General features: G+C 62.1%; 6 protein-coding genes and 1 pseudogene. 5 read left to right on the top strand and 2 right to left on the bottom strand.

Annotated elements, in window-relative coordinates:
• The 4 genes from EN750_RS09850 to EN750_RS09835 all read left to right on the top strand — a co-directional run.
• A partial coding sequence (locus tag EN750_RS09850; protein ID WP_127396303.1) for an SDR family oxidoreductase occupies positions 1–354 on the top strand: 354 nt, incomplete at its 5' end.
• 420 nt (positions 355–774) lie between these two features.
• The gene (locus tag EN750_RS09845; protein WP_127328478.1) at positions 775–1,749 is read left to right on the top strand and encodes an ABC transporter substrate-binding protein; all 975 of its coding nucleotides are present in this window, start codon (positions 775–777) and stop codon (positions 1,747–1,749) included.
• A gap of 75 nt (positions 1,750–1,824) precedes the next feature.
• Complete coding sequence (locus EN750_RS09840) at positions 1,825–2,910, top strand: glycine betaine/L-proline ABC transporter ATP-binding protein (RefSeq protein ID WP_127396302.1); 1,086 nt, start codon at positions 1,825–1,827, stop codon at positions 2,908–2,910.
• Positions 2,907–4,889 carry an ABC transporter permease subunit gene (locus EN750_RS09835; RefSeq protein WP_127396301.1) on the top strand — a complete coding sequence of 661 codons (1,983 nt, stop codon included), beginning with the start codon at positions 2,907–2,909 and terminating at the stop codon, positions 4,887–4,889. The genes EN750_RS09840 and EN750_RS09835 overlap by 4 nt, the downstream gene beginning before the upstream one ends.
• Before the next feature lie 11 nt (positions 4,890–4,900).
• Here the strand turns inward: EN750_RS09835 and EN750_RS09830 are convergent, their stop codons facing one another.
• Positions 4,901–6,259, bottom strand: a complete 1,359-nt coding sequence (locus tag EN750_RS09830) for an NAD(P)/FAD-dependent oxidoreductase (RefSeq protein ID WP_127396300.1) — start codon at positions 6,257–6,259, stop codon at positions 4,901–4,903.
• 317 nt (positions 6,260–6,576) lie between these two features.
• On the opposite strand from EN750_RS09830, the gene EN750_RS09825 reads away from it, so the two are divergent.
• Positions 6,577–7,293 carry an XRE family transcriptional regulator gene (locus EN750_RS09825; RefSeq protein ID WP_127396299.1) on the top strand — a complete coding sequence of 239 codons (717 nt, stop codon included), beginning with the start codon at positions 6,577–6,579 and terminating at the stop codon, positions 7,291–7,293.
• A 168-nt stretch (positions 7,294–7,461) separates the two neighbouring features.
• Here EN750_RS09825 and EN750_RS09820 read toward each other — a convergent pair.
• Positions 7,462–8,123, bottom strand: a pseudogene (locus EN750_RS09820) (DUF3445 domain-containing protein); the annotation flags it as partial.

Raw genomic sequence — 8,123 nt, 5'->3', positions numbered from 1 at the left:
GGCTCGATCATCAACATCGCCTCGATGTCGGGCACCATCGTCAACCGCGGCCTGACGCAGGCGCACTACAACTCTTCGAAGGCTGCCGTCATCCACATGTCCAGGAGCCTCGCCATGGAGTGGGCCGATCGCGGCCTGCGCGTCAATGTGGTTAGTCCCGGTTACACGCTGACTCCGATGAACAAGCGGCCAGAGGTGGCGGAAGAGGTGAAGATCTTCAAGCGCGACACGCCGATGGGGCGCATGGCGGCGCCGGAGGAAATGGTCGGGCCGACGGTGTTCCTCGCCAGCCGCGCAGCGAGCTTCGTCACCGGCCTCGACCTGATTGTCGATGGCGGCTACGTCTGCTGGTAAGAGCTCAGCTTCGCCTGCAGTCTGAATTTGTACGTCTCGCGAAGCGTTAGTCGTTGCGCGACATGAACCTTGGTATATATAATTTCATCCTATGAAACGGCCTTGGCGAGATGGGGCTTACCAGGCGGGTAGCCGAGATCATACGACCTTGATGGCTCGCACCTTGCAGGGCGCCGCAGGACTGGCAATCGATCCGCAGATGACCGCTCCCTCAGCGATCCGTCGGCAGTCATGACGCCGACACTCCGATCCTGTTCCATTATCACCAGAACTGAGCACCATCTTGCCTGCACTGGCCAAAGCCGGGGCAATAATTTGGCGCCGACGGTCTTGCGCAAAGACCAGTCTTTCCAACACAATCAAGAAAAAGCCGCAAGAAGGGAACGAACGATAATTTTCACAGCTTGAAGGAGAACAAGCATGTCATTTCGCAGCCAGATCTCGAAACTCTCGATGAGCGCCGTCGCGCTCGCGACATTAAGCCTGCTGACACCTTCCGCCCAAGCCGCCGCACCGGAATCCAACGATCCGATCAAGATCGCGCTGTTCGACTGGACCAGCGTCAACCTCAACGCCAAGATCCTCGGCGGCATCCTGGAAAAGCTCGGCTATACCGTCGAATATCCGACCGCCGACTACCTCTCCAGCCTGACCACCGGTCTCACCAATGGCGATCTCGATGTCGGCATGGAATTCTGGGACACGACCGCCGGCGAGGCCATGAAGGCCTCCGATGCGACAGGCCAGACCGAACGGCTGGGCAAGCTCGGCCCCAAGGCCAAGGAAGAATGGTGGTTTCCCGAATACATGAAGGAGAAGTGCCCCGGCCTGCCTAACTGGGAAGCGCTGAAGGATCCGAAATGCGCCGAAGCCTTCTCGACGGCGGAGACCGCACCGAAGGGGCGCTATCTCGGCGGCCCGGTAACATGGGAAGGCTTTGACGACGAGCGCGTCGAAGCGCTGAAACTGCCCTTCACCGTCATCCATGCCGGCACCGACGCGGCGATGTTCGCCGAGTTGGACTCGGCCTATCAGCGCAAAGCGCCGATCATGCTGTGGATCTATTCGCCGCATTGGGCGCCGGCCAAATACAAGGGCGAATGGGTTGAATTCCCCGAATACACGCCCGAGTGCTACAACGACCCGAAATGGGGCACCAACCCCGACGCCAAATATGATTGCGGCAAGCCGCATGGCGAGATCTGGAAGTACTCCTGGGCCGGCATGAAGGACAAATGGCCGGTCGCCTACAAGGTGGCGAAGGCCTACACGGTCGACACCGACGAGCTCAACAAGATGAGCGGCGAGATCGATCTCGGCGGCAAGACGCCGGAAGACGTCGCCGCCGCCTGGATCGCCGCCCACGAAGCCGACTGGAAAGCCTGGGCGCAGTGATCGTTCCGACTGGAAGATGAGACCCGGCTGCTGATCAGCCGGGCCTCGGTTCTTGTGTTCCAGAAGGACGTTTGAATGACGGACAAGACTGAACAGGGCGCCAAGGGGGCGGGCACGCCAGAAGATGCCCGCCCGATAAAGCTTGCCTGCCGCAATGTCTGGAAGCTGTTCGGATCGAACGCGGCCAGTTTCATCCGCGAACGCGACGGCAAGGCCAGCATGGCCGACGTCACAGCTGCCGGACTTGTCGGCGCGGTGCGCGCCGTCGACCTCGAAATCCGCCAGGGCGAGATTTTCATCATCATGGGCCTGTCGGGCTCCGGCAAGTCAACGCTGGTGCGCTGCATGTCGAGGCTGATCGAGCCGACCCACGGCAAGGTCGAATTCGAAGGCAAGGATCTGCTGAAGATTTCGGATGCAGCGCTGATCGAGTTGCGACGCCATCGCATGGGCATGGTGTTCCAGAATTTTGCCCTGTTGCCGCATCTCAACGTGCTGGAGAACATCGCCTTCCCGCTCAGCATTCAGGGGCAGGACCGGCCGACACGCGAGGCACGGGCGCGCGAGGTCATCGAACTTGTCGGCCTGCGCGGCCGCGAGCATTTCTATCCGCGCGAATTGTCCGGCGGCCAGCAGCAGCGTGTGGGCATCGCCCGCAGCCTCGCGACAAAACCGGAAATCTGGTTCCTCGACGAGCCGTTCTCGGCGCTCGACCCGCTGATCCGCCGCGAAATGCAGGATGAGCTGATGCGGCTGCAGACCATGCTGCACAAGACCATCGTCTTCATCACCCATGATTTCGACGAGGCGATCCGATTGGCCGACCGCATCGCCATCATGAAGGATGGCGAGGTCATCCAGATCGGCACGCCGGAGGAGTTGGTGGTCAATCCGGCGACCGACTATGTCGCCGAGTTCACCCGCGACGTCGACCGCGCCAAGGTGATCTCGGCACGCAGCCTGATGCGCGCCTGCGACGGCTCGGAGCATGGCGGAACGGTGGCGCCGGAGGCCAAGGTCGCCAGCTTCTCTGCCGGTATCGTTGCCGCCAACAAGCCGTTCGCGGTGGTCAACGGCACCGGCAAGCCGATCGGCGAGGTGACGCCGCAGGCGGTGATCGATTTGCTGGCCGGCATCGATCGCTCAAGGGTTGGCGCATGACGGTGACGGCAAGCGCCAGCGAGGCAAGGTCGCGGCCGATCCAGGTCTGGCTGCTGATCTGGGCGTTCGCGCTTGCCGCCGTGCTTGTCGTGTTCTTGCTGCAGGACCGCCTGCCCTGGGCCGTCAACTATCCGGCAAGCGCCGTCGTGCCGGTCGCCGATTGGGTCAGCGCGATGATGCGCTGGATCAAGTCGAACCTGTCCTGGCTGACCCGCTCGATCACCGCGGTACTCGGCGTTCCCCTCGATTTCGCGCTCAATCTGCTGGCCAAGAATTTCAAGATCGGCCACGGCGCTGACGCCTCTGTCCTGCCGCGCCTGTCCTGGGTCGGCGTCTGCGCCGCCGCCTTCCTCGCCGGTCATGCCGCTGGCGGCAGAAAACTCAGCCTGCTGGTCGGCGGCTGCTTCCTCTACATCGCCCTGTTCGGCCAATGGACCAGCGCCATGCTGACGCTGGCGCTGATCTCCATCGCCGTGCCGTTCTGTATCGTCACCGGGCTGTTCGCCGGCATCTGGGCGTGGCGCAAGCCATGGGCCGAAAGGCTTATCGTCTCCCCTGCCCTCGACCTGATGCAGACGATTCCGACCTTCGCCTATCTCATCCCGATGCTGCTGCTGTTCGGCAACAGCCCGGTCTCGGCGATGATCGCGACCGCCATTTTCGCCACCCCGCCGATGGTGCGAGCGACGATGCTCGGCCTGTCGCGGGTGCCATCGGAGATAGACGATTTCAGCGAAATGGCCGGCTGCACGGCGCGGCAGAAACTGTGGCGAGTGCTGCTGCCCTCGGCACGGCCGACACTGATGGTCGGCGTCAACCAGGTGATCATGCTGGCGCTGAACATGGTGATCATCGCTTCGATGATCGGCGCCGGCGGCCTCGGCTACGACGTGCTCCTGGCGCTGCGCGCACTGAAGGTCGGCGAGGCGATGGAAGCCGGCCTTGCCATCGTGGCGCTCGCCATCGCGCTCGACCGGCTGAGCCAGGCCATCGCGCACAAGCAGGCAGAGGGCCATGTCCATCAGGAGATGCGCCCGAGCCTCTGGCGGCGCTATCCCAATCTGACGCTGGCCATCGCCATCCTTGTCGTGACAACGCTGCTCGGTCTGTTCGTGCCAGCCTTCGCGGGAGTGCCAAAAGCGATCACCTTCACCACCGCGCCGCTGTGGAAAGCAGCGGTGAACTGGGTGACGATCAATTTCTTCGACACGATCGAAGCGTTCCGCGTGACGCTGATCCTTAATTTGCTGAACCCGCTGCGTGCCTTTTGCGAAGGGTTTCCCTGGCTGGGCGCGGTGTTCCTGCTCGGCCTTGCCGGCTATCAGCTCTCCGGCCTGCGGCTGGCCGTGCTGGTGGCAGCGCTGACTGCCTTCTGCGCCATCACCGGCCTGTGGGAAAAGACCATGGCGACGGTCTATCTCTGCGGTATCTCTGCCTTCATCGCCTGCCTGATCGGCATTCCCATCGGGTTGATGGCTTCGCGCAGCGACCGCTTCGAGAAGATCGTCACACCGATCATCGATACGCTGCAGGTGCTGCCGTCCTTCTGCTTCATCATCCCGGTGGTGATGCTGTTTCGGGTTGGCGACGTCACCGCGATGATCGCAACGATAGCCTTCGCGGTGGTGCCGGCCATCCGCTACACCAATCACGGCATCCGGCAGGTGCCGCCGGCGCTGATCGAGGCGGCAAAGGTGTCGGGCTGCACGCCGCGCCAGACCTTCTTTCGCGTGCAACTGCCGCTGGCGCTGCCGGAGATCATGCTGGGCGTCAACCAGACGATCCTGATGGCGCTGGCGATGATCATCATCTGCGCCATGGTCGGCACCCGCGATCTCGGCCAGGAAGTGTTCATCGCGCTGTCCAAGGCCGATTCCGGCCGCGGCATCGTCGCGGGCCTGGCCATCGCCTTCATCGGCATTGTCGCCGACCGGCTGTTCGGCGCCTGGACGGCGAAAGCCAGGGCAAGGCTGGGATAGCAGGCGCCGCCCTACTCCGCCGCGACGCCCTTCACCTCGAGATAGCTCTCCATCGAATCGTCCAGCGCCTGCAGCCACGGCGTATGATGCAGCGGCGCCATGGTCCCGGTCATCAGCGAGCGGTAGGCGTGGTCGCGGAAGCCCATGATGTTCTCCGCCTTGTGGTGTTCCCATTCCATGAAGGTCTGGTTGACCGCCTCGACGTCGAAGCCCGGATAGTCGGTCTGGTCCATCAATTCCTTGGTGTAGTCGCCCTGGAACCAGATCATCTGCTCGGCGTCTTCGAGCGTTTCCTCACGCGCCCTCCATTTCGCGCCGTGCTCGGTCATTGCCTTGGCCGACGGCAGCTTGATGCGGCCCATGATGACGTCGCGGGCGAACCAGGCCTGCGCATCGAACATGTTGAAGGTGTAGAACTGATCCTGCATGCCGATATAGGAAAGCTGCGGGTTCTTCTCCCAGACGACGCCTTCATAGAGGTCGAGCGGCCACATGCGGTTGGCGGTCTTGAGCTTCAGATCGTCGGTGAGGAAGGGGAAAGAATGGAGATAGCCGGTGCACAGGATGATGGCATCAACGTCTTTCGTGGTGCCATCCTTGAAATGCGCGGTTTTGCCGACGACCTTCTGTAAGAGCGGCACCTCTTTCCAATTCTCCGGCCATTTGAAACCCATCGGCTTCGAGCGGTAGCTGGAGGTGATGGATTTGGCGCCGTATTTGTAGCATTGCGAGCCAATGTCCTCGGCCGAATAGGAGCGGCCGATGATCAATATATCCTTGCCCTTGAATTCCATCGCGTCGCGGAAATCGTGGCTATGCAGGATGCGGCCGTTGAAGGTCGAAAAGCCCTCGAAATAGGGCACGTTGGGCACCGAGAAATGCCCGGAAGCGACAACGACATTGTCGAACTCTTCCGAATAGGTGACGTCGTTGGTGCGGTCATGCGCGGTGACGGTGAATTTCTTCGTCTCGTCGGAAAACGTCACCATGCGCACCGGGCTGTTGAAGCGCACCCATTTGCGAAGGCCTGATTTTTCGACGCGTCCCTTGATGTAGTCCCACAGCACGGCGCGCGGCGGATAGGAGCCGATCGGCCGGCCGAAATGCTCCTCGAAAGTGTAGTCGGCGAATTCCAGGCACTCCTTCGGTCCGTTCGACCAGAGATAGCGGTACATCGAGCCGTGCACCGGATCGCCATGCTCGTCGAGGCCCGTGCGCCAGGTGTAGTTCCACAGGCCGCCCCAGTCCGACTGCTTTTCGAAGCAGACGATCTCGGGAATGTCGGCGCCCTTGTCGGCCGCCGACTTGAAGGCCCTGAGCTGTGCCAGGCCGGACGGGCCGGCTCCGATGACGGCAACGCGACTTTTCATGGCAGGCCTCCCGATCTGGTTTCGACTTTTGTCTTGACGCAATTCCCAAGGGGAAAGCGCTATGCGCTTTTCCCGGAATTGCTCTTACGAAACAAATTTCACTCACAGGACAGTAATTGGCCCTTTCGTGCTGTCAACAGCCCGATGCTGAAACAAGGTTTCGCCGATGTGGATTTCCCGCGAAAAACCGGACGCGGCCAAACATCATTATCATGCGCATGCGCGCTCACGCGACTTGCCGTCGCAGTTGCGCTCCTGTATCGGCACCTGACATGTTCACCTAGAGTGAAATAAATCCCAGGAGTGCCGGGGGCGACATGGCGAAGAAGGTTTCCGATCCCAAGGCTGGTCTCGCCGGTGCGACGGCCAAGCCGCTGCCAAAGGTTTCAGCCGACGGCAAGACCATCCGCGCGCCACTGACGCAGAACCCGCATGCCATTCGCGACACGCGCGAAAAAGTGCTGGAGGTGGCGATCGGCCGCGAGGTGCGGGCGTTCCGCAAGAAGCTCGGCATCACCGTGGCTGATCTCGCGGTCGCCACCGACATTTCGCTCGGCATGCTGTCGAAGATCGAGAACGGCATCACCTCGCCGTCGCTGACCACCTTGCAGGCACTGTCGCGGGCGCTCGGCGTTCCGGTAACAGCCTTCTTCCGCCGCTTCGAGGAAGAGCGCAGCGCCGTCTTCGTCAAGGCCGGCCAAGGTCTCGATGTCGAACGCCGCGGCACCCGTGCCGGCCACCAGTATAATCTGCTCGGCCATATCGGCTCCAACACCAGCGGCGTCGTCGTCGAGCCCTATCTGATCACGCTGACCGAGGATTCCGATGTGTTCCCGACTTTCCAGCATGAGGGCATGGAGTTCCTCTACATGCTCGAAGGCGAGGTCGTTTACCGCCACGGCAGCAACCTCTACCCGATGAAACCCGGCGACAGCCTGTTCTTCGACGCCGACGCGCCGCACGGGCCGGAACAGCTGACGAGGCTGCCGATGCGCTATCTGTCGATTATTTGCTATCCGCAGAGCGCGGGGTGAGCGGGACGCAAGCAGCCCCCTCACCCGGATTGCCAGCCGAATTGCGAAGGGCAATTCGGGGCAATCCGACCTCTCCCCGAGGGGAGAGGGGGCTGGCGCCAGCGTTGGCTATCTCTTCTCCCCTCGGGGAGAAGGTGGCCGCGTAGCGGCCGGACGAGGGGGCCTTGCTCAATCCGGCCCAAAACCCGGACTTGTCGCGCTCCCATCATCCAGCTTCGACAGCCACTCGACCAACGCCGGACGATAGCGCGTAAGGCCCTTGTAGTTGGCGAGTTCGTCAGGCAGGTCGCGGATGACGCGGTGCAGGCGCCGTGCCCATTTTGGCTGCGTCGCCAGCTCGTCCATCTTGATCAGATAGCAGCGGATCGGGAAGACGATGCCGTTGGAGCGCGGCAGGCGCCAGAAGCTCTGCAGTTCGACGCGAAGATGCACCTTGTCGCCGACATTCTCCGGCGTCACCGTCGCCCGGTCCGGCCCCCATTTGTGGTAGTTCTCGGGGCTGGTGTCGAGGCGCGGATTGATGGTCATCGTCCAGTTCAGGCGCCGCGCCGGCTTGCCCTGCTGGATGTTGGTGAGGAATTTCAGCGCCCTGACGAAAATCCCCTTCTCATGCGCCAGCGGCACCGGCGCATGCCATTCGAAGAAGTTCATGCCGATGTCGAAATCGAGCGACCAGTCGGCCTGGGTGGTGACCATGCCGGCATCCATCCACAGATTGCCGTCGCGCTGGTCGAGGATGCAGAAATCGCCCTGGCTTTGCCGGGTGATGTATTCCATCGGGCCGTAAGGCAGCGTCTAGGTGTCGCCGAAAGTGAAGGTGTCGTCGATAC

Source organism: Mesorhizobium sp. M7A.F.Ca.ET.027.03.2.1 (assembly GCF_003999175.1).
Classification (GTDB): domain Bacteria; phylum Pseudomonadota; class Alphaproteobacteria; order Rhizobiales; family Rhizobiaceae; genus Mesorhizobium.
This window is presented reverse-complemented; position numbering and strand designations above follow the sequence as displayed.